This is a genomic window from Luteimonas sp. A501 (assembly GCF_054052085.1).
This window is the reverse complement of the sequence record NZ_JBSVRI010000001.1, coordinates 1,279,122-1,301,438: the sequence shown is the minus strand read 5'-3', so window position 1 is coordinate 1,301,438 and position 22,317 is coordinate 1,279,122. Positions and strand designations below refer to the sequence as shown.

Annotated in this window: 23 protein-coding genes and 2 tRNA genes; 8 read left to right on the top strand and 17 right to left on the bottom strand. The window is 68.6% G+C overall.

The window, feature by feature from the left end; all coding sequences use genetic code 11:
• The first annotated feature begins 76 nt into the window (after nt 1–76).
• Nucleotides 77–1,873 carry a copper resistance system multicopper oxidase gene (locus ACW7G5_RS05970; RefSeq protein WP_457002640.1) on the top strand — a complete coding sequence of 599 codons (1,797 nt, stop codon included), beginning with the start codon at nt 77–79 and terminating at the stop codon, nt 1,871–1,873.
• Nucleotides 1,870–2,727 (top strand): copper resistance protein B, encoded by an 858-nt coding sequence (locus ACW7G5_RS05965; RefSeq protein WP_457002638.1) that lies wholly within the window; start codon nt 1,870–1,872, stop codon nt 2,725–2,727. Before ACW7G5_RS05970 ends, ACW7G5_RS05965 begins: the two co-directional genes overlap by 4 nt.
• An 8-nt stretch (nt 2,728–2,735) precedes the next feature.
• Here ACW7G5_RS05965 and ACW7G5_RS05960 read toward each other — a convergent pair whose 3' ends face one another.
• A complete protein-coding gene (locus tag ACW7G5_RS05960; RefSeq protein ID WP_457002915.1) occupies nt 2,736–2,969 on the bottom strand; it encodes a hypothetical protein in 234 nt (77 codons plus the stop codon).
• Here ACW7G5_RS05960 and ACW7G5_RS05955 point away from each other — a divergent pair.
• On the top strand, nt 2,863–3,285 hold the full coding sequence (locus ACW7G5_RS05955) for a DUF411 domain-containing protein (protein ID WP_457002899.1): 423 nt from the start codon (nt 2,863–2,865) through the stop codon (nt 3,283–3,285). The genes ACW7G5_RS05960 and ACW7G5_RS05955 overlap by 107 nt on opposite strands.
• A gap of 50 nt (nt 3,286–3,335) precedes the next feature.
• On the opposite strand, the gene ACW7G5_RS05950 is transcribed toward ACW7G5_RS05955, so the two are convergent.
• Entirely contained in the window at nt 3,336–4,601 is a 1,266-nt protein-coding gene (locus ACW7G5_RS05950) for a Yip1 family protein (RefSeq protein ID WP_457002636.1), read from the bottom strand.
• Between the two features lie 142 nt (nt 4,602–4,743).
• Here ACW7G5_RS05950 and ACW7G5_RS05945 point away from each other — a divergent pair.
• Together ACW7G5_RS05945 and ACW7G5_RS05940 are read left to right on the top strand one after the other, a co-directional pair.
• Nucleotides 4,744–4,819: transfer RNA gene (locus ACW7G5_RS05945), tRNA-Ala, on the top strand.
• Nucleotides 4,820–4,859: 40 nt separating this feature from the next.
• A tRNA-Glu gene (locus ACW7G5_RS05940) sits at nt 4,860–4,935 on the top strand.
• 63 nt (nt 4,936–4,998) lie between these two features.
• Here ACW7G5_RS05940 and ACW7G5_RS05935 read toward each other — a convergent pair.
• Genes ACW7G5_RS05935 through ppsR form a run of 3 tightly spaced genes read right to left on the bottom strand, consistent with a single transcriptional unit; the run spans nt 4,999 to nt 6,545 of the window.
• Nucleotides 4,999–5,169 (bottom strand): hypothetical protein, encoded by a 171-nt coding sequence (locus tag ACW7G5_RS05935; RefSeq protein ID WP_457002634.1) that lies wholly within the window; start codon nt 5,167–5,169, stop codon nt 4,999–5,001.
• A 4-nt stretch (nt 5,170–5,173) separates the two neighbouring features.
• Nucleotides 5,174–5,701 carry a DUF1249 domain-containing protein gene (locus ACW7G5_RS05930; protein WP_457002632.1) on the bottom strand — a complete coding sequence of 176 codons (528 nt, stop codon included), beginning with the start codon at nt 5,699–5,701 and terminating at the stop codon, nt 5,174–5,176.
• A 22-nt stretch (nt 5,702–5,723) separates the two neighbouring features.
• Nucleotides 5,724–6,545: a posphoenolpyruvate synthetase regulatory kinase/phosphorylase PpsR gene (gene ppsR / locus ACW7G5_RS05925; protein ID WP_457002631.1), complete on the bottom strand. Its 822-nt coding sequence runs from the start codon at nt 6,543–6,545 to the stop codon at nt 5,724–5,726.
• 126 nt (nt 6,546–6,671) lie between these two features.
• On the opposite strand from ppsR, the gene ppsA reads away from it, so the two are divergent.
• On the top strand, nt 6,672–9,047 hold the full coding sequence (gene ppsA / locus ACW7G5_RS05920; protein WP_457002629.1) for a phosphoenolpyruvate synthase: 2,376 nt from the start codon (nt 6,672–6,674) through the stop codon (nt 9,045–9,047).
• A 149-nt stretch (nt 9,048–9,196) separates the two neighbouring features.
• On the opposite strand, the gene orn is transcribed toward ppsA, so the two are convergent.
• Nucleotides 9,197–9,754, bottom strand: coding sequence for an oligoribonuclease (gene orn, locus ACW7G5_RS05915; protein ID WP_457002627.1), 558 nt, complete (start codon nt 9,752–9,754; stop codon nt 9,197–9,199).
• A gap of 88 nt (nt 9,755–9,842) precedes the next feature.
• Nucleotides 9,843–10,343: a tRNA adenosine(34) deaminase TadA gene (gene tadA / locus ACW7G5_RS05910; RefSeq protein WP_457002625.1), complete on the bottom strand. Its 501-nt coding sequence runs from the start codon at nt 10,341–10,343 to the stop codon at nt 9,843–9,845.
• 51 nt (nt 10,344–10,394) lie between these two features.
• On the opposite strand from tadA, the gene pdxK reads away from it, so the two are divergent.
• Complete coding sequence (gene pdxK, locus ACW7G5_RS05905; RefSeq protein WP_457002623.1) at nt 10,395–11,291, top strand: pyridoxine/pyridoxal/pyridoxamine kinase; 897 nt, start codon at nt 10,395–10,397, stop codon at nt 11,289–11,291.
• 28 nt (nt 11,292–11,319) lie between these two features.
• On the opposite strand, the gene ACW7G5_RS05900 is transcribed toward pdxK, so the two are convergent.
• From ACW7G5_RS05900 to ACW7G5_RS05885, 4 genes are all read right to left on the bottom strand, one after another.
• Nucleotides 11,320–12,117, bottom strand: a complete 798-nt coding sequence (locus tag ACW7G5_RS05900; RefSeq protein WP_457002621.1) for an ABC transporter permease subunit — start codon at nt 12,115–12,117, stop codon at nt 11,320–11,322.
• The gene (locus ACW7G5_RS05895; protein WP_343254036.1) at nt 12,114–12,971 is read right to left on the bottom strand and encodes an ABC transporter permease subunit; all 858 of its coding nucleotides are present in this window, start codon (nt 12,969–12,971) and stop codon (nt 12,114–12,116) included. The genes ACW7G5_RS05900 and ACW7G5_RS05895 overlap by 4 nt, the downstream gene beginning before the upstream one ends.
• 128 nt (nt 12,972–13,099) lie before the next feature.
• Complete coding sequence (locus tag ACW7G5_RS05890; RefSeq protein WP_457002619.1) at nt 13,100–14,257, bottom strand: ABC transporter ATP-binding protein; 1,158 nt, start codon at nt 14,255–14,257, stop codon at nt 13,100–13,102.
• 3 nt (nt 14,258–14,260) lie between these two features.
• On the bottom strand, nt 14,261–15,400 hold the full coding sequence (locus tag ACW7G5_RS05885; protein WP_457002617.1) for a polyamine ABC transporter substrate-binding protein: 1,140 nt from the start codon (nt 15,398–15,400) through the stop codon (nt 14,261–14,263).
• A 130-nt stretch (nt 15,401–15,530) separates the two neighbouring features.
• Between ACW7G5_RS05885 and ACW7G5_RS05880 the strand changes: the two genes are divergently transcribed.
• A complete protein-coding gene (locus tag ACW7G5_RS05880) occupies nt 15,531–16,268 on the top strand; it encodes a TorF family putative porin (RefSeq protein ID WP_457002616.1) in 738 nt (245 codons plus the stop codon).
• Nucleotides 16,269–16,288: 20 nt separating this feature from the next.
• On the opposite strand, the gene ACW7G5_RS05875 is transcribed toward ACW7G5_RS05880, so the two are convergent.
• The 6 genes from ACW7G5_RS05875 to ACW7G5_RS05850 form a co-directional block, all read right to left on the bottom strand.
• Complete coding sequence (locus ACW7G5_RS05875) at nt 16,289–16,792, bottom strand: hypothetical protein (RefSeq protein WP_457002614.1); 504 nt, start codon at nt 16,790–16,792, stop codon at nt 16,289–16,291.
• A 142-nt stretch (nt 16,793–16,934) separates the two neighbouring features.
• On the bottom strand, nt 16,935–18,518 hold the full coding sequence (gene guaA / locus ACW7G5_RS05870; RefSeq protein WP_457002613.1) for a glutamine-hydrolyzing GMP synthase: 1,584 nt from the start codon (nt 18,516–18,518) through the stop codon (nt 16,935–16,937).
• Entirely contained in the window at nt 18,515–18,745 is a 231-nt protein-coding gene (locus ACW7G5_RS05865) for a hypothetical protein (RefSeq protein WP_457002612.1), read from the bottom strand. The genes guaA and ACW7G5_RS05865 overlap by 4 nt, the downstream gene beginning before the upstream one ends.
• The gene (gene guaB / locus ACW7G5_RS05860) at nt 18,745–20,202 is read right to left on the bottom strand and encodes an IMP dehydrogenase (RefSeq protein ID WP_457002897.1); all 1,458 of its coding nucleotides are present in this window, start codon (nt 20,200–20,202) and stop codon (nt 18,745–18,747) included. Before guaB ends, ACW7G5_RS05865 begins: the two co-directional genes overlap by 1 nt.
• Before the next feature lie 114 nt (nt 20,203–20,316).
• Complete coding sequence (gene folD / locus ACW7G5_RS05855) at nt 20,317–21,207, bottom strand: bifunctional methylenetetrahydrofolate dehydrogenase/methenyltetrahydrofolate cyclohydrolase FolD (RefSeq protein ID WP_457002610.1); 891 nt, start codon at nt 21,205–21,207, stop codon at nt 20,317–20,319.
• A 75-nt stretch (nt 21,208–21,282) separates the two neighbouring features.
• A complete protein-coding gene (locus ACW7G5_RS05850; protein ID WP_457002608.1) occupies nt 21,283–22,308 on the bottom strand; it encodes a DUF2272 domain-containing protein in 1,026 nt (341 codons plus the stop codon).
• Nucleotides 22,309–22,317 lie beyond the last annotated feature (9 nt).

Sequence of the window (22,317 nt, the reverse complement as noted above, 5' to 3'; positions counted from 1 at the left end):
ACTGTCCGGGCGGTGATCCATCGAAGCTCGATGTCGCGGCACGGCCCGCGGCGTTGCAGCGTGATCCGGAGATTCCATGCACCACCCTCCCCCGCGCCCTGGCGCGAACTTCCCCCGACGTCGTTTCGTCCAGGGCCTGGCCGCTGGCGGCGCGATGGCCGCACTGGGCATCGCCCCCCGGGCCGGCCTTGCCGCGCCGCATCCGCAGGTGCCCGTGCTCCGCGGCAGCCGGTTCGATCTGTCGATCGGCCGGTCTGCGGTCGACTTCACCGGGCGCCCGCGCCTGGCGACCACCGTCAACGGCAGCCTGCCCGGCCCCATCCTTCGCTTCCGCGAAGGCGACACGGTCACCCTGCGGGTGGCGAACCGCCTGCGTGACGCCTGGTCATCGATCCACTGGCACGGCCTGATCCTGCCGGCGAACATGGACGGCGTGCCGGGCCTGAGCTTCGACGGCATCGCGCCCGGCGAAACCTGGCAGTACCGCTTCCAGGTCAACCAGTCGGGCACGTACTGGTACCACAGCCACTCGATGTTCCAGGAGCAGGCCGGGCTGTACGGCGCGATCGTCATCGATCCGCGCGAGCCGCCTCCCTACCACTACGACCGCGAGCACGTGCTGCTGCTGTCGGACTGGACGGACATGGATCCGGAGGCGCTGTTCCGGCGGATGAAGAAGGATTCCGCCTACGACAACTACTATCAGCGAACCGTTGGCGATTTCATCCGCGACTCGCGTGCCGATGGCTTCGGTTCCACGCTGCGCGACCGCGCCATGTGGGGCCGGATGCGGATGACGCCGACCGACATCTCCGACATTAACGGCCACACCTACACCTACCTGCTCAACGGCGCCGCGCCGGCGGGCAACTGGACCCGCCTGTTCCAACCCGGCGAGAAGGTGCTGCTGCGCTTCATCAATGGTTCGGCAATGACCTACTTCGACGTGCGCATTCCGGGGTTGAAGATGACCGTGGTCGCGGCCGATGGCCAGTACATCCATCCGATCACGGTGGACGAGTTCCGGATCGCGACCGCCGAGACCTTCGACGTGCTGGTCGAACCGGGCGGCCAGGATGCGTACGCCATCTTCGCCCAGGACAGCGGCCGCACCGGCTATGCCCGCGGCACGCTGGCCGTGCGCCACGGCCTGGCGCCGCCAGTACCGGCGCTGGACCCGCGCCCGCTGCTGACCATGGACGACATGGGCCACGGCGGGATGGATCATGGCGGGATGGATCATGGCGCGATGAACCACGCGGCCATGGACCACTCCGGGCACGGCGCGCACGGCGGCCACGGCGCGCAGCCGATGGCGGGAATGGACCATGGGCCGGGCGGCATGCAGCAGCACCCGGCCAGCGAGGACGGCAATCCGCTGATCGACATGCAGGCGATGTCGCTGGCGCCGAAGCTGGATGATCCCGGCGTCGGTCTGCGCGGCAACGGCCGCACCGTGCTGACCTATGGCGCGATGCACAGCCTGTTCGACGATCCCGATGGCCGTGATCCCGGCCGCGAGGTGGAGCTGCACCTGACCGGGCACATGGAGAAGTTCGCCTGGTCGTTCAACGGTGAAGCGTTCATGGACGCCGAACCGCTGCGCATGACCTACGGAGAGCGCCTGCGGATCGTGCTGGTCAACGACACCATGATGTCCCACCCGATCCATCTGCACGGGATGTGGAGCGACATCGAAGGCGCGGACGGGGATTTCCAGCTGCGGAAGCACACCGTGGACATGCCGCCGGGCACGAAGCGCAGCTTCCGCGTGCGCGCCGATGCGCTCGGCCGCTGGGCCTTCCACTGCCACCTCCTGTACCACATGGAGGCGGGCATGATGCGCGAAGTGCGTGTGGAGGAGCAGGCATGAGCGGCACGCACGCCACGCTGCTCGCGCTGGCCACCATGCTGGCGGGAGTCGCAGCTGGCCAGGTCCAGGCGCAGGACCATTCAAAGATGCACCATTCGACGGGGGACCACTCCGGTCATGCCAGGCCGTCGGACTCCCCGGCCCCCATCACGCCAATCCCGGTACTCACCGACGCCGATCGCGCAGCCGCCTTCCCGGAGCTCGAACAACACATGCAGCACGCCCCGGCGGTCAACAGCTATCTGCTGTTCAACCGCTTGGAGGCCCGGGATGCCGACCCCGGCAGCGGCCTGGCCTGGGAAGCGCAAGGCTGGCTCGGCACCGACCTGCATCGGCTGTGGCTGCGCACCGAGGGCGAGCGCAGCGGAGGCACGACCGAGTCGGCCGAGCTCGAGCTGCTCTACGGGCGCAGCGTCTCGGCATGGTGGGACGTGGTCGCAGGAGTGAAGCACGAGTTCGCCCCCGGCGACGCGCAGACCTGGGCGGCGTTCGGCGTGCAGGGGCTCGCCCCCCATATGTTCGAGGTCTCGGTGACCGGCTATGTCGCGGAATCCGGCCGTACGGCGCTGGTCGCGGAAGTCGAGTACGAACTGTTGCTCACCAATCGCCTGATCCTGCAGCCCGTGGTGGAAGCCACCTTCTTCGGCAAGGACGACCCGGTCCGTGGTGTCGGCTCGGGACTGTCCTCGGTGGAAACGGGCCTGCGCCTGCGCTACGCGTTCAATCGCCACTTCGCGCCGTACATCGGCGTGGTCCACGAACGGACGTTCGGCAACACCAGTCGGTTGCGTCGGGGCGACGGCGGGTCGATCCGCGACACGAGCGCTGTTCTCGGCCTTAGATTCTGGTTTTAAACAGCTACTTACAGGATATTTATGATGAATGACATCAACAAGGGTTTGGCAATGGTGTTGGCGGGTGTCTTCGGTGTGCTCGCGGCCTGCACGGCCGACAGCAGCGCCCCCGCCGCGCCCGCGCTCCGGTCGCCCGTGCCTGCGCACACTGCCGTCGCGCCGGCGAACACTCCCGGGTCGTCACTGTTGGTGGTGCACAAAAACCCCACCTGCGGCTGCTGCGTCGCCTGGATCGAGCACATGCGCGGCGCCGGCTTCGCTGTCGAAGTCCACGACCACGACGACATGGGGCCGGTGAAAGACCGCGTGGGCGTGCCCTACGCCAAGGGCTCCTGCCATACCGCCGAGATCGAAGGCTATTTCGTCGAAGGCCACGTGCCAGCGGACGATGTAAAGCGCCTGTTGGCCGAGCGCCCGGATGCGCGCGGACTTGCCGTGCCCGGAATGCCGGCGGGATCACCGGGGATGGAGCTCCCCGACGGCACGGTCCATCCCTATGCGGTCGAGCTTGTCCAACGCGATGGCAGCACGATCGAATACGCCCGCCACGGCGACTGACCGGATGCGGGCGCCCGGTCCCGGGCGCCCCTTTCCGGGCCGCTGCCGGATCAGTTCCGGCGGGGTTTGATCTGGCCTACGACACCCCTGAGCTCGTCGAAGCTGTCCACGTTGCCGCTCGCCTCGATCTTGAAGTGGTTGGTCCCGGTGACGCTGTACGTGCCGTACTTCCGGGCACTGTTCCATTCTTCGCTGAAGAGCTGGCCGTCGCGGCTGTAGGTACGCTCGAAGCCGTCGCTGGTCTCGGTGCTCTCCTCGACGCCAAAGGCACTGGCCATCGCCATCATCGAGCCCATGGCGGCAAGGTCGACGATCTCGACCTGGATCTCGCCGGAACCGTCGTCCGACGCATAGGTGGCGGATGCCTGGCTGATCTCCATGCCCATGCCGCTGTTGCGACTCGCGGAAATGCTGGTCCGGGTCCTGTTGCCGAGCCTGTCGGGCAACAGCGCGCGGAGCTCTTCGGGCGCAAGTGCCGGCACGGGCTCGCCGTCCGCGCCCGTGCTGCCGGACATGGCGCCCATCATCGCGCCAAGCGCCCTGGCCTGCGCATTGCCGTCACCACTCGCCTTGGCCGCTTCGACGTCGCGGGCGGCGTCTTCCATGCGCTTGCCCATCCGCTCCAGCTTGCCGAGCCGGCTGTCCTCGTCGAAGGTCACGCCGCTGCCGCTGCCGCCCAGCGCACCGCTGGCGAGCGCGCCCGCGCCGGTGATTCCGGCCAGGATCGCGCCCAGGATCAGGCTCAGCACGAAGGTGATGACCACGCTGACCGCCGTGTAGCCCAGCGACTTCTCCGGCGGGCACTTCATGGTGTGCGGCAAGCCGAGGTACAGCAGGTAGATGCTGTACGCGGCACCGGCCAGCGCGACCAGCCAGCCGAGCCACGGGATGACCACCCCGATGCCGGCCACCCATGCCGCCGTCCATGCGTAGCCGACCGCCTTGAGTGCCTGCACCTGGTCCTTCCGGCCGCCGAACGACGGCGCCAGCGCGTTGACGCTCATCGCCACGACGTACAGCACCACGAGACCCAGCACGTAGCCGAGCACCATGCCGAACAGGCCGATCAGGATCGGCGTGCTCACGTTGATGCCGAGCATGCTGTGCCCGATCAGGCTGCCCTTGATGAAGCCGAACACCGCCGGGATGGCGGCAAGGATCATGATGTAGCGCGTGTAGAGGTCCTTGATGCCCGCGTCTTCAGCGGCGATCACCGGCCACTCCGTGTGCGGCGACGTCAGGATCGCCTGGACCCTGGCGACCAGGGATGCGGAGTCGATCGAGGGGCGGCTGGGGAACTGCGGGTCGGTATCCATGCGGGGATCCTTTGAAAGCACAGGGCGATGATTGTCCCCATGATGTACGCCGCCCGCCTGCTGCACAGGACATCCGGGGCAACGCGATGACATGTGTTGACGGAACGATTTCCCGCCCCTACAATTTCGGGCTCAGCAACGTGGGGCCATAGCTCAGCTGGGAGAGCGCCTGCATGGCATGCAGGAGGTCGGCGGTTCGATCCCGCCTGGCTCCACCACTCATCGACCCGGGCCGGTCATGAGTGCGGACGGTTTCAAGTCCCCATCGTCTAGAGGCCTAGGACACCACCCTTTCACGGTGGACACCGGGGTTCGAATCCCCGTGGGGACGCCAACACGGAAAAAGCCCGCCTTCATGGCGGGCTTTTTCTTTTGCGGGCCTGCCCTGCCGGCCCGCTCAGCCAGTACTGCCGCCTTCGCGCGCGGCGATCTCCGGCCAGTCGATTTCAACGCCCTTTCGATGCCCCTTTTCGACCAGTTTCAAGCCCGTCGGGTCGATGGTCAGGGTGTATGCCTTGTCGCCGATCTGCACTTCGCGCTTAAGCGGTTTGTCGAGCTTCGTCGTCATGGGTTCACCTTTTGCTGTCGGGGGAACTGCTTTTCGAAGATAGCATCGCCACCGCCGCGGGGCATGAAGGCACGGGCGCCAGCGTGGCCACGCCATGCCCGCTTTCAGCCAGGTACTGCAGCCACTTGCCGAGGAAGGTGTTCATCCGCATCCGGTGCCCGAGCAGCTGCGCCGGCGGCGGGAACATTCCGATCGCGTCCTGCCAGCGGCGCCCGACGTAGCAATGGGTCGCCTCCACCTGGCGTGCGTCGCGATACAGCTTCAGGAACGCTGATGGATCGGGCTGGCCGGTGACCGGATCGGGCAAGGCCACGTAGGCCATGCGCAGCTCGCTGGTGTAGGCGTGGCGCTCGACCACGTCGAGGCGCAGGTCGAGGCCGTCTCCGATGCTGGAGACGTATCCGCCGACCGCCAGGTCGCCGGCTTCGAACAGGCGCACCAGCCGCGAGTGGTTTTCCGCGTACAGCGCCATAAGCCAGCCGAGGCGGCTGAGGCCGGGGACATGCAGGCGGCGGGCGACGAGTTGCGACATGCCTTCGATGCTACACGGTCACCTAGAACATGCCGCGGCGGATGCCCAGGGTCGACATCACCTTGCTGGAGATCTCCTCGATCGAGGTGTGGGTGGTGCTCAGCACCGGGATCCGCTCGGCACGGAACAGCGCCTCGGCCGCCGCCACCTCGCGCTTGCAGGTCTCGAGCTCGGCGTACTTCGAGTTCGGGCGCCGCTCCTGGCGGATCTGCTGCAGGCGCACGGGATCGATGCTCAGCCCGAACAGCTTGGCGCGGTGCGCACGCAGGCGCGGCGGCAGCCGGTCGTGTTCGAGGTCTTCCTCGGTCAGCGGGTAGTTGGCCGCCGCGATCCCGTGGTGCAGCGCCAGGTAGACGCAGGTCGGCGTCTTGCCGGCGCGGGACACGGCCACCAGGATCACATCGGCCGCGTCGTAGTTGATCGACATGCCGTCGTCGTGGGTCAGCGCATAGTTCATGGCGTTGATGCGCTTGTGGTAGGCGTCGAAATCGACCATGCCGTGCGCCTGGCCCACGCGGGCCTGGCGGCTTTCGCCCAGCTCGGCCTCGAGCAGGCTCATGAACGGTTCGAACACGTCCAGCAGCATGGCGCCGCTGGCCGCGATGGCCGCGGTGAAGTCGACATTGACGCACGAGCTGACCACGATCGGCCGCAACCCGCAGGCCTCGCCTGCCGCCCGGATGCGCAAGGCGATCTCCGCCGCGCGCTCGACGCTGTCGACAAACGGGATGCGCTCGGGGGCGAACGCCGTGTCGCGGAACTGGGTGAGAAGGCTGTGGCCGATGGTTTCGGCGGTGATTCCGGTGCCATCCGAGACATAAAAGACCGGGCGCGGCGTCGACATGCGTTTTTTCCTGCTGCGCCGCGGGCCCCGCGGCTGGATGGCTTGCTAAAATACCCGGACTCGACGTCCGGTGCCGCTGCCGGCCGCCTTTCCCAACGATCCACCGATTTCCCTCCGGAGTCCGCCTTGAGCGCCAACATCCTGTGGCTTGACGACCTTCGCCTGACCGACCTTGCACAGGTTGGCGGCAAGAATTCCTCGCTTGGCGAGATGATCGGCAACCTGGCCCGACTCGGCGTATCCGTGCCCGGCGGCTTCGCCACCACCTCCGACGCGTTCAAGGACTTCGTAGCCCACAACGACCTGCACCAGCGGATCTTCGACAAGCTGGCCACGCTCGATGTCGAGGACGTGCCCGCGCTGGGCCGTGCCGGTGGCGAGATCCGCGGCTGGGTGATCGACGCACCGCTGCACCCCGCGCTCGAATCCGACATTCGCGCCGCCTACGCCAAGCTCTGCGCCGACAACGGTGGCCAGGACGTGGCGGTCGCCGTGCGCTCCTCGGCCACCGCCGAGGACCTGCCCGATGCAAGCTTCGCCGGCCAGCAGGAAACCTTCCTCAACGTCACCGGCGCCGACGACGTGGTGGTCAAGGTCAAGGAGGTGTTCGCAAGCCTCTACAACGACCGCGCCATCGCCTACCGCGTGCACCACGGCTTCAAGCACGAGGACGTGTTCCTCTCCGCGGGCGTGCAGCTGATGGTGCGCTCCGACGTCGGTTCGTCCGGCGTTCTGTTCACCCTCGACACCGAGTCCGGCTTCCGCGACGTGGTGTTCATCACCTCCAGCTACGGCCTGGGCGAGAACGTCGTGCAGGGCGCGGTCAACCCGGACGAGTTCTACGTCTACAAGCCGACGCTGCGCCAGGGCCGTCCCGCCATCCTGCGCCGCTCGCTGGGTGCCAAGCAGATCCGCATGGTCTATTCCGAGCAGCCCGGCGAGCGCGTGCGCAACGAGGACACGCCCGATGCCCTGCGCTCGAAGTTCTCGATCAGCGATGAGGACGTGCATGAGCTCGCCCGCCAGGCGCTGACCATCGAGCAGCACTACGAGCGCCCGATGGACATCGAGTGGGCCAAGGACGGCGTGACCGGCAAGCTGTTCATCGTCCAGGCGCGACCGGAGACCGTGAAGTCGCGCGCGAAGGCCACCCAGATCGAGCGCTTCATGCTCGGCAGCCGCGGTGACGTGGTCTGCGAAGGCCGCGCCATCGGCCAGAAGATCGGCAGCGGCGTGGCCCGCGTGGTGCGCTCTCTGGACGACATGCATCGCGTGCAGCCCGGCGATGTCCTGGTGGCCGACATGACCGACCCCGACTGGGAGCCGGTGATGAAGCGCGCCGCCGCCATCGTCACCAACCGCGGCGGCCGCACCTGCCACGCGGCGATCATCGCCCGCGAGCTGGGCGTGCCGGCCGTGGTCGGCACCGGCAACGCACTGGACATGATAGAGGACGGCGCCACCGTCACCATCAGCTGCGCCGAGGGCGACACCGGCTTCATCTACGCCGGCGCCCTGCCCTTCGAGCGCATCACCACCGACCTGACCTCGATGCCCGAGGCGCCGCTCAAGATCATGATGAACGTCGCCAACCCGGAGCGCGCGTTCGACTTCGGCCAGCTGCCCAACGCCGGCATCGGCCTGGCGCGCCTGGAGATGATCATCGCCGCGCACATCGGCGTGCATCCCAATGCGCTGCTGCAGTACGCGGCGCAGGATGCGGAAACAAAGAAGAAGATCGACGAGCGCGCCGCAGGCTACGCCGACCCGGTGAGCTTCTACGTCGACCGCCTGGCAGAGGGCATCGCCACGCTGACCGCGTCGGTGGCGCCGAACCCGGTGATCGTGCGCATGTCGGACTTCAAGTCCAACGAGTACGCCAACCTCATCGGCGGCTCGCGCTACGAGCCCGAGGAAGAGAACCCGATGATCGGCTTCCGCGGCGCCAGCCGCTACGTCGACAAGGCCTTTGCCGATGCGTTCGCGCTCGAGTGCCGCGCCGTGCTCAAGGTGCGCGAGACCATGGGCCTGGACAACCTCTGGGTGATGATCCCGTTCGTGCGTACGCTGGACGAAGGCCGCCGCGTGCTCGAGGTGCTGGCAGCCAACGGCCTGCGCCGCGGCGTCAACGGGCTCAAGGTCATCATGATGTGCGAGGTGCCGTCGAACGCCCTGCTGGCCGACGAGTTCCTGGAGATGTTCGACGGCTTCTCGATCGGCTCCAACGACCTGACCCAGCTGACCCTGGGCCTCGACCGCGACTCCGCGGTGGTCGCGCACCTGTTCGACGAGCGCGATCCGGCGGTGAAGAAGCTGCTGGCGATGGCCATCCAGACCGCGAAAGCCAAGGGCAAGTACATCGGCATCTGCGGCCAGGGCCCGAGCGACCATCCCGACCTTGCCGAATGGCTGATGCAGCAGGGCATCGAGTCGCTGTCGCTCAACCCCGACACCGTGGTCGACACCTGGCTGAAGCTCGCCAAGTCGAAAGCCGCCGGCTGACCCCACCCGCTTTCGTAGGAGCGGCTATAGCCGCGACCACTGTCGCAAAAAAGAAGGCCGGGCTTCGCAGCCCGGCCTTTTTTTTAACGGTGGTGAACATCGCTACGCCCGGTCGCAGCTATAGCTGCTCCTACAAAAGAGCGTCGGCGCTATTTGTGGGAGGCGAAGGTGCCCATGGCGCCGCGGTAGTGGCGGAGCTCGGCGATCGAGTCGTGGACGTCGCTCAGCGCGGTGTGCGCGGCCTGCTTGCGGATGCCCGCCAGCACGTCAGGAGCCCAGCGGCGGGCCAGCTCCTTGATGGTGCTGACGTCGAGGTTGCGATAGTGGAAGAAGCGCTCGAGCTGCGGCATGCAGCGGTGCAGGAAGCGGCGGTCCTGGCAGATGGAGTTGCCGCAGATCGGCGACTCGTCGGGCTTCAGCCAGCGGCCCAGGAACTCCAGGGTGCGCGCCTCGGCTTCGGCCATCGGCACACCCTCCTCCAGCACCCGGCGCCACAGCCCGGACTTGCCGTGCTGGTTGCGGTTCCAGTCGTCCATCGCCTCGAGCCGCGCCAGCGGATGTGCGATGGCAAGTTCGGGGCCTTCGGCCAATATGTTGAGGTCGGCGTCGGTGACCACCGTGGCGATCTCCAGGATGGAGTCGTTGTCGGTGTCCAGGCCGGTCATTTCCAGGTCGATCCACGCCAGGCGGTTGCTGCTTTCGCTCACGTCGTTCCTTTGTCGAATATCGGTACGCGGCGGGCATGCGGATCCCGGCGCGGCAATCCCACATCATAACGTGGCACCTGCAGGTGCCTCAGCCCGCGGCTCGCCCGCGCTTGCGCCGGAAGTAGTCGCGCAGCCGGGCGCCGGCCTCTCCGGCAAGCATGCCGCCGGTCACCTCGACGCGGTGGTTGTGGCGCGCATCGGCCAGCAGGTCGAAGACGCTGCCGGCGGCGCCGGTCTTGGGATCGGCGGCGCCGTAGACCACGCGCGCGATGCGGGCGTGGACCATCGCCATCGCGCACATCGCGCAGGGCTCCAGCGTCACGTACAGCGTGCAGCCGATGAGCCGGTGGTTGCCCAGCGCCTGGCCGGCCTTGCGCATGGCCACGATTTCGGCGTGCGCGGTGGGATCGTGCTCGCCGATGTTCCGGTTCCAGCCTTCCGCCACGACCTCGCCTTCCGGCCCCACCAGCACGGCGCCCACCGGGATCTCGTCGAACTCGCGCTCGGCGCGGTCGGCCAGCGCCAGCGCATGGTGCATCCAGGCCTGGTCGCGTTCGTCCGCATCGGTGGTCGGGAGCGAAGGCTGCATGCGGGCATTCTAATTGCCCGGGCCCGCGGCTCGAAAGCCTAGAATCGCCGAATGCAAAACGCCAACGGGAACGCGGGAATCAAGGCAGGGCGCGGGGACGATGCGCTGCAGCCCATGCAGCTGGACGTCGTCTCGGTGCAATCACAGGTCGTCTATGGCCAGGTCGGCAACAACATCGCGGTGCCGACGCTGCAGGCGCTTGGCCTGCGCGTGGCTGCGGTGCCGACGGTGGTGCTGAGCAATACGCCGCACCATCCGACGATCCATGGCGGCGCGATCCCGCTGGACTGGTTCGAAGGCTACCTGGCCGACCTGCACGCGCGCGACGCGCTGCGGCGGCTGAAGGCCGTAGTCGTGGGATACCTCGGCGGTCCCGCCCAGGCGAAGGCGCTTGCACGCTGGATCGAGGCCCTGGTGCATGAGCGCCCGGGCATCCAGGTATTCATCGATCCGGTGATCGGCGATGAGGACGTCGGCGTCTACGTCGACCCGGGCATGGTCGAGGCCTATCGCGCCCACCTCCTGCCGTTGGCCGACGGCCTGGTGCCCAACGGCTTCGAGCTCGGGCTGCTGGCCGGCCGGCCGGTGGCAAGCATCGACGAGGTGGGGGATGCGGCGCGCGCCCTGCTCGGCGGACGAACGCGCTGCGTGGTCGCCACCAGCGCGGCGCCGGCCACCTGGCAGGCCGGCACGATGCGCGTTGCCGTGGTGACCCGCGACTGCGCCGAAGTCATCGAGCACCCGCGCCTGGACAGCACGCCCAAGGGAACCGGCGACCTGTTCAGCGCGACCCTCGCCGGCCACCAGCTTGCCGGATGCGGCGTTGCCGAGGCCGCGAGGCGCGCCTGCGACCGCGTGCTTGAAGTCCTGGCCACCACCCGCGCCGCCGGCAGCGCCGAAATGCTCGTCTTCCCCGCCCCCGCCCCCGCCCCCGCGCCGGACGCCTGACCAGCACCGGCCCATGCCCTCGGATTTATCAGGTGCCCTGCCGGCGATGCATCAACACCCCTGCGACGCTCACGCCCGCCGCGACCAGCACCACGATGATCGTCGCCAGCGCGTTGATTTCCGGCGTCACGCCGAGCTTGACCTTGGAATAGATCACCATCGGCATCGTGCTCGCGCCCGGGCCGGAGGTGAAGCTGGCGATCACCAGGTCGTCGAGCGACAGGGTGAACGCAAGCAGCCAGCCTGCCAGCAGCGCCGGTGCGATCAGCGGCAGGGTGATCACGAAGAACACCCGCCAGGGCTTCGCGCCCAGGTCCATGGCCGCTTCTTCCAGGCTGTCGTCCATGCCCGCCATGCGCGAGCGCACCACCACGGTGACGTAGCAGGCGGTAAGCGTGATATGCGCAAGCGTGATCGTGACCATGCCGCGGTCGGGCCAGCCGAAGGCCTGCTGCAGGGTCACGAACAGCAGCAGCGAGGACAGCCCCATCATCACGTCGGGCATGACCATCGGTGCCGAGTTCATCAGGCTCAGCAGGCCGCGGCCCGGGAACCGGCCGAAGCGCGACAGGGCCAGGCCGCAGGCGGTGCCCAGGAACACGGCCGCGGTCGCGGTGATCGCGGCGATCAGGAAGCTGCGCTGCACCGCGTCCAGCAGCTGGTCGTTGGCCAGGAGCGCGCTGTACCAGCGGGTCGAGAAACCGCCCCACACCGTCGCCACGCGCGAGGCATTGAACGAGTACGCCACCACCGAGAGGATCGGGATGTAGAGGAAGGCGTAGCCCAGCACCATGGCGGTGTAGAGCAGGAAGGGATTGCGCTTCATGCCTCCGCCTCGCGCTCGCTGCGCCGGTTCTCGAAGTACTCGAACAGCAGCGTGGGCAGCACGATCATCACCAGCATGGCGATCGTGACCGCGGCCGCCAGCGGCCAGTCGCGGTTGGTGAAGAACTCGATCCAGAGCACCCGGCCGATGGTCAGCGCGTCGGGCCCGCCGAGGATGTCGGGGATCACGAACTCGCCCACCGCGGGAATGAACACCAGCAGGGAGCCCGCGATGATGCCCGGCATCGACAGCGGCAGCGTCACCCGCAGGAAGGCGTGCCAGGGCTTGGCGCCGAGGTCTTCGGCGGCTTCGAGCAGGGTGAAGTCCAGGCGCATGAGCGTGGCCGTGAGCGGCAGGATCATGAACGGAAGGTAGTTGTAGACGATGCCGATGTAGACCGCGATATCGGTATGCAGCAGCGCGAAGTCCGGGCCGGCCAAGCCGACCGCCATCAGCGCCTGTGCCAGCAGGCCGTTGGCCTTCAGGATGCCGATCAGCGCATAGGTGCGCAGCAGCGAGCTGGTCCAGAAGGGCAGGATCACCAGCACCAGCAGCAGCAGGCGCATCACCGGCGTGGCGCGCGCGATGCCGTAGGCGATCGGATAGCCCAGCAGCAGGCAGAACACGGTGGACACCGACGCGAACAGCAGTGACTTGAGATAGGCCGACACGTACAGCGGATCGGACAGCAGCATCGCGTAATTGGATACGTGCAGGCGCAGCGATGCCGCGCCGTCGGCCGCGGTCTCGACAAGCGCCGTATACGGCGGCGCCTGCCCGAACACCGCTTGCGCGAAGCTGATCTTGAGTACGATCAGGAACGGCACCAGGAAGAACAGGCCCAGCCACAGCATCGGCAGCGCGGTCACCAGGAACCGGCCACGGCGGGTGCGGAACTCATGCCCGACCGCGCGGAACCAGCCGAACAGGTTGCGCACCACGTCGAACCAGAAGTCCCACAGCCCCGGATTGCGGACGTGGCTCATGCCGTCAGCACCACCGCGCTGGCCGCTTCCCAGCTGAGCCACAGGGTATCGTCCCAGTCGTAGTGCGGCTCGGAGCTGCGCGCCACGTGGGTCTCCTGCACGCGCACGATGGCGCCGGCCTCCGTCTCCACCTGGTAGATCGAGACGTCGCCCAGGTAGGCGATGTCGCGGACCTTGCCGACCACCACGTTCTCGGTGGCCACGCTGCCGCGCGGCGGCGGTGCCTCGTGCACGTCGATCTTCTCCGGGCGCACGGCCACGCTCACCGCGGTGCCCTCGGGCAGCGGGTCGGTATGGCGCGCGAGCAGCTCGGCGTCGAGTGCATCGCACTGGATGCACGCCTGGCCCGTGGCTTCGTCGCTGCCCAGCACGCGGCCCTCGAAGATGTTGATGCCGCCGATGAACTCGGCCACGAAGCGCGTGGCCGGGTACTCGTACAGCACCGCCGGCGTCGACACCTGCACGATGCGCCCGGTATCCATCACCGCGATGCGCGAGGACATCGTCATCGCCTCTTCCTGGTCGTGGGTGACCATGATGAAGGTGGTGCCGACGCGCTCCTGGATGTTCACCAGTTCAAACTGGGTGTGCTCGCGGAGGCGCCGGTCGAGCGCGCCCAGCGGCTCGTCCAGCAGCAGCAGCTTGGGCTGCTTGGCCAGCGCGCGCGCAAGCGCCACGCGCTGGCGCTGCCCCCCCGACAGCTGATGCGGCTTGCGGTTGGCCAGCTGCGGCATGCGCACCAGCTCCAGCATCGCCTGCACCCGGTCGCGGATCTCGCCGGCGGGCAGCCGGTCCTGGCGCAGGCCGAAGGCGATGTTCTGCGCCACCGTCATGTGCGGGAACAGCGCGTAGCTCTGGAACATCATGTTGACCGGCCGCTGGTAGGGCGGCAGGTCGGTCACGTCCAGCCCGTCGATCAGGATGCGCCCCTGGTCGGGCGCTTCCAGCCCGGCCAGGATCCGCAGCAGCGTGCTCTTGCCCGAGCCCGAGCCCCCCAGCAGCGCGAAGAACTCGCCGCGGTAGACGTCCAGCGTGACGTCATCGCAAGCATAGACTTTGCCGAAGGTCTTCGTGACCCCCTCGATGCGCACGAAGGGCTGCGCCGCAGGGTCACGCCAGGGTTCGGAAGCGAGGCTCCGCGCGGGGACCGGCATCGCCTAGCGGCCGCTCTTGATCGCGGTCCAGGCGCGGACGCGCTGGCGCTGAATGTCTTCGGGCAGCGAGGTCGGGTCGACCAGCTTGGCGCGCACGTCTTCTGGCGGATACACGCCCGCGTCGCGGGCGATCCCGGGATCGATCAGCGACGTGGCCGCCTGGTTGGCGTTGGCATAGGCGACGTGGTCGGTGATCGCCGCGATCACCTCCGGCTCCATCAGGTAGTTGACGAAGGCGTGTGCGTTGCCCGGATGGCGCGCGTCGGCCGGGATCGCGACCAGGTCGGTCCAGCGGATCGCGCCTTCCTTGGGGATCACGTAGCGGATGTCAGGCACGGGCTTGCCGGTCGCTTCCGCGGCCTCGGCCGCGACGTCGCGGGCCTGGCCGATGTCGCCCGAATAGCCCATCACCAGGCAGGCGTCGCCGTTGGCCAATGCGTCCTTGTATTCGGCATTGTTGAAGGTGCGGATGTGCGGCCGGATCGCGGCATAGACCTGCTTGACCGCGTCGATCTCGTCGGCGGCACCCGCGTTCGGGTCGCGGCCCAGCCACAGCAGCGCCGCGCCGAAGGCCTCCTGGTCGTCGTCGAGCACGTGGATGCCACAGGAGCCAAGCTTCGCCGCGTTGGCCGGGTCGAACAGCAAACTCCAGGAATCCAGTGGCGCGTCGTCGCCGAGGGCGGCCCGGACCTTGTCCACGTTCACGCCCAGGCCGGTGGTGCCCCACATGTAGGGCACCGCGTGCGCGTTGCCCGGGTCGATGTCGGCCAGCCCGTCCATGATCGCCGTGTCCAGGTGCTGCAGGTTGGGCAGTTTCGACGTGTCCAGCTCCGTGTACAGGCCGGCCCGGATCTGGCGCTGGGCGAAAGGACGCGCGGACGGGAACACCACGTCGTAGCCGGAGCCCCCGGCGGTGAGCTTGGTCTCCAACGTTTCATTGTCGGCGTAGACGTCGTAATTGACCTTGATGCCGGTGGCGGCCTCGAAGTTGGCGATGGTGTCGGCTGCGACGTAGTCCGACCAGTTGTAGACGTTGAGGACCTTTTCCTCGGCGCCCGGGGCGCCGGCGTCGGTGGACCCGGACTGGCCGCCACATGCGGCAAGGACCAGGACGCAGGCAAGCGGTGCGAGGCGCAGGGACACGGCGATTCTCCGGAACGGGGGCAGGAGGGCATGTTCGGAGGGGGATCGGGCAGTGTCAACGTGGATTTACCCCGGCATCGCGCCGGTGTATCGTCGCGCGCCTGCCCGCTCACGGGTCCGGAGTTCCGCCATGACCAAGTTGTCTCTCGCCGCCGCGCTGGCGACCCTGCTCGCCACCGCCCTGCCCGCCTACGCGCAGGAGGTCGGCGACGACGCGGCCTGGTCGTTCGGTGGCGAAGTGGTCGCGGCCAGCGACTACGTCTGGCGCGGCGTCTCCCAGACCATGGAGGATCCGGCCCTGCAGCTGGAGGCCTACGTCGAGCACCAGAGTGGCTTCTACGTCGGCGCCTTCGCCTCGACCGTGGATTTCGGCGATCCGGAAGACGGCATCGACTACGAGCGCGAGCTCTACGTCGGCTGGAGCGGTGAGCTGGGCGAGGACACCGAGCTGGACGTGTCCGTCTCCCACGTGTCCTACCCCGGCCACAACGGCCCGGACTACGACATCGACTACACCGAGGTCCAGGCGGTGCTGGGCTTCGCCGGTTATTACAACGTGGGGGTGGCCTACTCGCCCGACATCTTCAACCTCGGCGGCAAGGGCTGGTACTACACCGCCGGGGCGGCCTTCCCGCTCGGCGAGACCGGTCTCACCCTGGGCCTGCAGGCCGGTCACTACGACCTCGACGACGCCGCCGGCGACAGCTACAGCGACTGGCTGGTCTCACTTGAGCGCGACTTCGGGCCGATCAACGCGAAGCTGCAGTACACCGACACCTCCGGCTACAGCGAACTGCTGGCGGAATCGGTCGGCGACTCGCGGCTGGCCGACGGCCGTGCGGCGCTGCTGCTGACCTGGGCGTTCTGAGGGACCGGTACGCGGCCCGATCAGAACAGGTAAGACCAGCTCTGGCCCTCGCCACCATGGCTGCGCACGCGCCAGACCGAGCGTGACAGACGCTCGGTCCCGCGGCTGCGGCTGACCAGGACCTCGCCCACCTTCATCGTGGTGACGCTTTCCACCGTCGCGTTGCGGCGTCCGGGATCGATGCGGATCGAACGCACGTCCACAGTGACATCGAAGGTCAGCAGGCCGCGGCTCCGTCCGCCCAGGTTACGCATCCCCTCCAGCATCTCCCGGGTCATGCGGCAGGTACTTTCGCCGTCATACGCGGCCTCGCCCGTGCGCCGGCCATCGACGTACGAGGTGACGCTGATCCTGAAATCGCCGGCGATGTCCTTGCACATCGACTCATGGTCGAAGCTGCGCATCGCATCCATCTGCCGCGCGTAGTAGCGCTGCACGTGCGATTCGTCGATCCGCCAGCCGTTGTCCCAGGCAAGCACGGCCACCGCCGCCAACACGGCAAGCACAAGCAGTCTCACGACCATCGGTCTCTCCCTCCCCGGAGCACCCCATGGAAACGCCGGCTTGTCGGCCGGCGCCGCTGTCACTTCCGTTCGATCATCGCCGGAAATACCCGGCCAAGGCGCAAGGCGTCCAGCCGCGGCCAGCGGAGTCTAGCAGCAAGCCCTACTCCCACTCGATCGTCGCCGGCGGCTTGCCGCTGATGTCGTAGACCACGCGCGACACGCCGCGCACCTCGTTGATGATCCGGTTCGAGACCCGGCCGAGGAAGTCGTACGGCAGATGCGCCCAGTGCGCCGTCATGAAGTCGACGGTCTCGACCGCGCGCAGCGCGATCACCCATTCGTAAGCCCGCGCGTCGCCGACCACGCCCACCGATTTCACCGGCAGGAACACGGCGAAGGCCTGGCTGGTCCTGTCGTACAGGCCGGCCTTGCGCAGCTCGTCGATGAACACCGCGTCCGCGCGCGCCAGGATATCGGCGTACTCCGGCTTCACCTCGCCGAGGATGCGCACGCCCAGGCCCGGGCCCGGGAACGGGTGCCGGTAGACCATCTCGTGCGGCAGGCCGAGGGCGACGCCGATGCGGCGGACCTCGTCCTTGAACAGCTCGCGCAGCGGCTCCACCAGGCCCATCTTCATGTGCTCGGGCAGGCCGCCAACGTTGTGGTGGCTCTTGATGACGTGCGCCTTGCCGGTCTTGCTGCCGGCGGACTCGATCACGTCGGGATAGATCGTGCCCTGTGCCAGCCACTTGGCATTGGCCAGCTTGCCGGCTTCCTCATCGAAGATCTCGATGAACAGCCCGCCGATGATCTTGCGCTTGGCCTCGGGATCGGTGACCCCCGCGAGCGCGCTGAAATAGCGGTCGCGCGCATCGACCCGGATCACCCGGATGCCCAGACCGTGGGCGTCGGAGGCGTCGGCGAAGGTCGCCATCACCTGGTCGCCCTCCTGCCAGCGCAGCAGACCGGTGTCGACAAAGACGCAGGTCAGCTGGTCGCCGATCGCACGGTGCAGCAGCGCCGCGACGACGGAGGAATCGACGCCACCGGACAGGCCCAGGATCACATCGTCGGTGCCGACGGTCTCGCGCACGCGCGCGACCTGGTCCTCGATGATGTGCTCGGCCGTCCACAGCGTCTCGCTGCCGCAGACGTCGACCACGAAGCGGCGCAGCAGCGCCTGGCCGGACGTGGTGTGCGTGACCTCGGGGTGAAACTGCACGCCGTACCAGCGCCTGTCCTCGTTGGCGAAGGCCGCGACCGGAACGCGCGAGGTGCTCGCGGTGACCGTGAAGCCGGGCGGCGCCTTCGAGACGTGGTCGCCGTGGCTCATCCACACGTCCAGGCGCGGTGGTTCGCTGCCGTGGTCATTGAGTTCGCCGAACAGGCGATCGCGCGCCATCAGCGTGACTTCGGCGTGGCCGTACTCGCGTGCGTCGGCGGCCGCGGTCTCGCCACCAAGCTGCTTGGCCATGGTCTGCATGCCGTAGCAGATGCCCAACAGCGGCAGGCCGCTGTCGAATACTTCCTGCGGCGCGCGCGGCGAACCTTCGACCGTGGTCGATTCCGGCCCGCCGGACAGGATGATGCCGCGGGCGCCGAAGGCCGCGATCTCGGATGGATCATGGTCCCAGGCCCAGATCTCGCAGTACACGCCCAGTTCGCGCACGCGGCGCGCGATCAGCTGCGTGTACTGCGCGCCGAAATCGATGATGAGGATCTTGTCGCGGTGCAGGTCGGTCATGGCGTCGGGTCTTGGGGCAGGGCCGCGGGAACGGCCATCCGGAAGGTGCACTGCTCGAGCTCCGCGTTCCACACGCCGCCGTTGCCGGTGCAGGAATCGCGCAGCTGCCAGCCGCGGTAGAAGTCGTAGCCATAGACCACGGCCGCCACCAGCGCCGCGACCACGAGGCCGCGGATCAGGATGCGGCGGGCGGGCGAGCGCGCGTCGCGTGCGTTCAGCGACTTCATCAACCGGCCCTGTAGTTCGGCGGTTCCTTGGTGATCTGCACGTCGTGGACGTGGCTCTCGCGCTGGCCGGCGCCGGTGATCTTCACCATCTGCGGCTTGCTGCGCATGTCCTCGACGGTGGCGCAGCCGACGTAGCCCATGGTGGCGCGAAGGCCGCCGATCAGCTGGTGGATCACGCCGCTCAGCGGGCCGCGATACGGCACGCGGCCCTCGATGCCTTCCGGCACCAGCTTGTCGGCCGAGGCTGCCTCCTGGAAGTAGCGGTCGCTGGAGCCCTTCTCCATCGCCGCCAGGCTGCCCATGCCGCGGTAGCTCTTGTAGCTGCGGCCTTGGTAGAGCTCGGTCTCGCCGGGGGTTTCCTCGGTGCCGGCGAACAGGCCGCCGATCATTACCGTGGACGCGCCCGCGGCCAGCGCCTTGCCGATGTCGCCGGAGTAGCGGATGCCGCCGTCGGCGATCAGCGGAATGCGGTCCTGCAGGGCCTCGGCCACCATGTCGATGGCGGTGATCTGCGGTACGCCCACGCCCGCCACCACGCGCGTGGTGCAGATCGAGCCCGGGCCCACGCCGACCTTGACCGCGTCCGCGCCGGCATCCATCAGCGCAAGCGCCGCGTCGCCGGTGACGATGTTGCCGCCGACCACCTGCAGCCGCGGGTAGCGCTTCTTGGCCCAGGCCACGCGGTCGATCACCCCCTGCGAATGGCCGTGCGCGGTGTCGACGATGATGACGTCGACGCCGGCGTCGGCCAGGCGCTCGATGCGCTCCTCGGTATCGCCGCCCACGCCCACCGCGGCGCCGACCAGCAGGCTCTCCGACAGGTCCTTGGCGGCGTTCGGGTTGTCCTGCGCCTTCTGGATGTCCTTGACGGTGATGAGGCCGCGCAGCTGGAATTCGTCGTTGACCACCAGCACCTTCTCGATGCGGTGGCGGTGCAGCAGTTCGATCACTTCCCCGTCGCTCGCGCCTTCCTTCACCGTGACCAGCTTCTCCTTGCGGGTCATGATGTTGCGTACCGGGTCGTCGAGCTTCTTCTCGAAGCGCATGTCGCGCCCGGTGACGATGCCGACCAGTTTGTCGCCGTCGACCACCGGCACGCCGGAGATGTTGCGCGCGCGGGTGAGCCGCAGCACTTCGCCGATCGAGGTCTGCGGGCCGACGGTGAACGGCTCGCGGATCACGCCGGCCTCGAAGTTCTTGACCTGCAGCACGTGCGCGGCCTGGCGTTCGGCGCTCATGTTCTTGTGCACGATGCCGATGCCACCGAGCTGGGCCATGGCGATGGCCAGGCGTGCTTCGGTCACCGTGTCCATGGCCGCGGACACGATCGGCATGTTCAGGCGCAGGTCGCGCGTGAGCCGGGTGGCGAGGGAGACGTCCTTGGGGAGGACCGTGGAATGCGCCGGGACGAGCGAGACGTCGTCGAAGGTGAGCGCTTCAGCCTGGATGCGCAGCATGGGCGTGCCGGTGGTGGTGAAGCACGACATTGTACCCCGCCGCCGCCGGTCGGAGCGCGGCCGGTGGCGGAATGGCGCGTCCCGCGGGCGGCGCGGCGCGCGGCCGCCCCGCTCTCAGGCGCCGGACGCCGCGGCGTCGGCGGCTTCCGCGGCCTCCAGCGTGTTCTGCATCAGGGTGGCCACGGTCATCGGCCCGACGCCGCCGGGCACCGGCGTGATCCAGCTCGCGCGCGCGGACGCCGCGGCAAAGCCGACGTCGCCCACCAGGCGGCCATCGTCCAGGCGGTTGATGCCGACATCGATCACCACCGCACCGGGCTTCACCCATTCGCCCGGCACCAGGTCGGGCTTGCCCACCGCCACCACCAGGATGTCGGCCTCGCCCACGTGTCGGCGCACCACGTCGCGGGGCGTGAACTTGTGGCAGCTGGTGACCGTGCAGCCGGCGATCAGCAGCTCCAGCGCCATCGGCCGCCCGACGTGGTTGCTGACGCCCACGATCGTCGCGCTCTGCCCGCGCACCGGGCGGTCGGTCCAGGCCAGCAGTGTGGTGATGCCGCGCGGCGTGCAGGGACGCAGGCCGAACTGGCGCAGCGCCAGGTGGCCGACGTTCTCGGGATGGAAGCCGTCGACGTCCTTGCGCGGATCGATGCGGTGGATCAGGCGCGTGGCGTCGGGAATGCCGGGCAGCGGCAGCTGCACCAGGATGCCGTGCACGTCCGGGTCCGCGTTGAGGCGGTCGATCAGCGCCAGCAGCTCCGCCTCGGTGGTGCCTTCGGGCAGGTCGAAGTCCAGCGCTCGGATGCCGACGATGCCCGCTGCGCGCCGCTTGTTGCGCACGTAGGAGCGCGACGCCGGGTTGTCGCCGACCAGCACCACGGCCAGACCGGGGGGCGCGTGGCCGGACGCGGTGCGCGCCTCCACCCGCAGCCTGAGGGCGTCGAGGAGTTCATCGGCGATGCGCTTGCCGTCGAGGATGCGGGCCTGGGGAGCGATATCGGGCATGCCTGTAGGTCGCGGGCGTGAGGCCTGCATTGTCGCCGATCGGCACCGCATGACGCGAGCCACGGGGGCATGGGCTCAATCGACCGGCGCCTGCCCCGCGGCCGGGCAGCGCGGCACTCCCGAGCCAAGCACGCAGTGCACGCAGCACTGCGGCGTTGGCGCAGGTGTCGGCCCGGACATGGGCAGCGCCGGTGCGAGCCGGGCAAGCTCGGCCGGCGGGCGCAGCTGCAGCAGCGCGGCCCAGTCCTGGCGGTTGGCGCTGCAGGCCGATGGCTGGTCCGGGCTGCATTCCACGCCGTCATCGCCACGCAGCGGCAGCTCCGCGAACCGGCCGCCCTCGGTGAGCGGCAGCAGCCGCATGGTGACGCCATCGAACACATTGCCACCGACCAGCCGCGCCGTGCGATCGCCCGCTTCCGCGGCCGAAACCACGATGTCGCAATGCATCCCCAGGCCGCCATCCTGCGCGCTGAGCAGGGTCGCCAGGCCGCCGAAGCCGTAGCTCCTGCCCGGGACACGCACGTAGCACAGCAGGTCGCCGCGGGCCGGGCGCGCTGCGTGCGGATCGACGATCCGGTACGGGCTGCCGTCCGGGTCGCGATAGGCCGCGCGCACGTAGTCCACGTGGCTGGCCGAAGCGCGGAAGCCCGGCAACGCGGCGCGTCGCATCACCCAGGACACGAAGGCGGCCGACCAGGGCGTGTCGACCACGAAACCGCGGCAGCCCGGCGACGGGTACGCGTCGCCGGCGGCCGCGCAGTCGGCGGCTCCTGCGCGCTGCTGCACCTGCCACAGCAATCCGCTGCCGTGCCAGTACCCGGCCACCCGCAGCCAGGCGGACTGGCCGTTGGCGAGGCGCGCCGTCTCGGCTTCGCGCACGGTGGAGCCCGCAAGACGGCCGTCGCGGTCGATGAAGCCGCGGTACCAGGCCTGGTGTTCTTCGCAGGCCGTGGCCGCGATCCTGGTGGCCACGTCCGGCGCCGCCTGCTGCCCGCGCAGCAGCGGACAGGGGTCGGACGCGCGCGCGTGCGGCGGCGCCAGTGCGGCGCACGCGGCCAGGAGGACTGCGAAGGCGGCTTGCCGCCACGACCCGTACGCCATGTGGAGTTC

What these genes read in the sequence shown, in the direction of transcription:
- guaA (WP_457002613.1), bottom strand. Translation starts at nt 18,518, where the DNA reads ATGACCGACCTGCACCGCGACAAGATCCTCATCATCGATTTCGGCGCG.
- ACW7G5_RS05970 (WP_457002640.1), top strand. Translation starts at nt 77, where the DNA reads ATGCACCACCCTCCCCCGCGCCCTGGCGCGAACTTCCCCCGACGTCGT.
- ACW7G5_RS05900 (WP_457002621.1), bottom strand. Translation starts at nt 12,117, where the DNA reads ATGAAGCGCAATCCCTTCCTGCTCTACACCGCCATGGTGCTGGGCTAC.
- ACW7G5_RS05935 (WP_457002634.1), bottom strand. Translation starts at nt 5,169, where the DNA reads ATGACGACGAAGCTCGACAAACCGCTTAAGCGCGAAGTGCAGATCGGC.
- ACW7G5_RS05895 (WP_343254036.1), bottom strand. Translation starts at nt 12,971, where the DNA reads ATGCTGTGGCTGGGCCTGTTCTTCCTGGTGCCGTTCCTGATCGTACTC.
- ACW7G5_RS05865 (WP_457002612.1), bottom strand. Translation starts at nt 18,745, where the DNA reads ATGAAGTCGCTGAACGCACGCGACGCGCGCTCGCCCGCCCGCCGCATC.
- guaB (WP_457002897.1), bottom strand. Translation starts at nt 20,202, where the DNA reads ATGCTGCGCATCCAGGCTGAAGCGCTCACCTTCGACGACGTCTCGCTC.
- ACW7G5_RS05965 (WP_457002638.1), top strand. Translation starts at nt 1,870, where the DNA reads ATGAGCGGCACGCACGCCACGCTGCTCGCGCTGGCCACCATGCTGGCG.
- folD (WP_457002610.1), bottom strand. Translation starts at nt 21,207, where the DNA reads ATGCCCGATATCGCTCCCCAGGCCCGCATCCTCGACGGCAAGCGCATC.
- ACW7G5_RS05960 (WP_457002915.1), bottom strand. Translation starts at nt 2,969, where the DNA reads ATGTGCTCGATCCAGGCGACGCAGCAGCCGCAGGTGGGGTTTTTGTGC.
- ACW7G5_RS05890 (WP_457002619.1), bottom strand. Translation starts at nt 14,257, where the DNA reads ATGCCGGTCCCCGCGCGGAGCCTCGCTTCCGAACCCTGGCGTGACCCT.
- ACW7G5_RS05880 (WP_457002616.1), top strand. Translation starts at nt 15,531, where the DNA reads ATGACCAAGTTGTCTCTCGCCGCCGCGCTGGCGACCCTGCTCGCCACC.
- ACW7G5_RS05850 (WP_457002608.1), bottom strand. Translation starts at nt 22,308, where the DNA reads ATGGCGTACGGGTCGTGGCGGCAAGCCGCCTTCGCAGTCCTCCTGGCC.
- ACW7G5_RS05875 (WP_457002614.1), bottom strand. Translation starts at nt 16,792, where the DNA reads ATGGTCGTGAGACTGCTTGTGCTTGCCGTGTTGGCGGCGGTGGCCGTG.
- ppsR (WP_457002631.1), bottom strand. Translation starts at nt 6,545, where the DNA reads ATGTCGACGCCGCGCCCGGTCTTTTATGTCTCGGATGGCACCGGAATC.
- pdxK (WP_457002623.1), top strand. Translation starts at nt 10,395, where the DNA reads ATGCAAAACGCCAACGGGAACGCGGGAATCAAGGCAGGGCGCGGGGAC.
- ACW7G5_RS05930 (WP_457002632.1), bottom strand. Translation starts at nt 5,701, where the DNA reads ATGTCGCAACTCGTCGCCCGCCGCCTGCATGTCCCCGGCCTCAGCCGC.
- ACW7G5_RS05950 (WP_457002636.1), bottom strand. Translation starts at nt 4,601, where the DNA reads ATGGATACCGACCCGCAGTTCCCCAGCCGCCCCTCGATCGACTCCGCA.
- tadA (WP_457002625.1), bottom strand. Translation starts at nt 10,343, where the DNA reads ATGCAGCCTTCGCTCCCGACCACCGATGCGGACGAACGCGACCAGGCC.